The sequence below is a fragment of the Bowmanella dokdonensis genome, assembly GCF_017254865.1.
Lineage (GTDB): Bacteria > Pseudomonadota > Gammaproteobacteria > Enterobacterales > Alteromonadaceae > Bowmanella > Bowmanella dokdonensis.
Map to the genome: position 1 here is coordinate 1 of NZ_JAFKCV010000211.1, position 340 is coordinate 340.

At 44.4% G+C, this 340-nt stretch carries 1 protein-coding gene; it reads right to left on the minus strand.

The genetic code is table 11. The features are described from left to right. Positions 1 to 216 precede the first annotated feature (216 nt). The gene (locus J0A66_RS23885; protein WP_369127391.1) at positions 217 to 330 is read right to left on the minus strand and encodes a hydroxyacylglutathione hydrolase C-terminal domain-containing protein; all 114 of its coding nucleotides are present in this window, start codon (positions 328 to 330) and stop codon (positions 217 to 219) included. Between the last annotated feature and the right edge of the window lie 10 nt (positions 331 to 340).

Here is a 340-nt window from a genome sequence, read left to right on the forward strand (position 1 = left end):
GTTGTTCTGTTGCTCATCAACCTGGCTTATTTCTTCGGTGGTCATACAGCCACCAAGCCCCAATAAGGGGATAATAAACAGCAATTTTTTCATGGGCTTAGCTGATTCTCTCGTGTTGTTGACGCAACCAAGTCATTACTTAGGAGCTTGTCTGCTGTCTTGCGTTATCTTGTTTGCTACCGCGTCAGGCGGTAGATAATGCAGCCATTGTAAGGCTTAAAAATGATCTTTCCAGCCCCGTAAACCGGCAAATACGTCCACTGGGGAATTGGCTTTTATACCTTGGTATTGTTCAACTTGTGAACGAATTTGTTCGTTGTCACAGCGCAAAAACGGATTG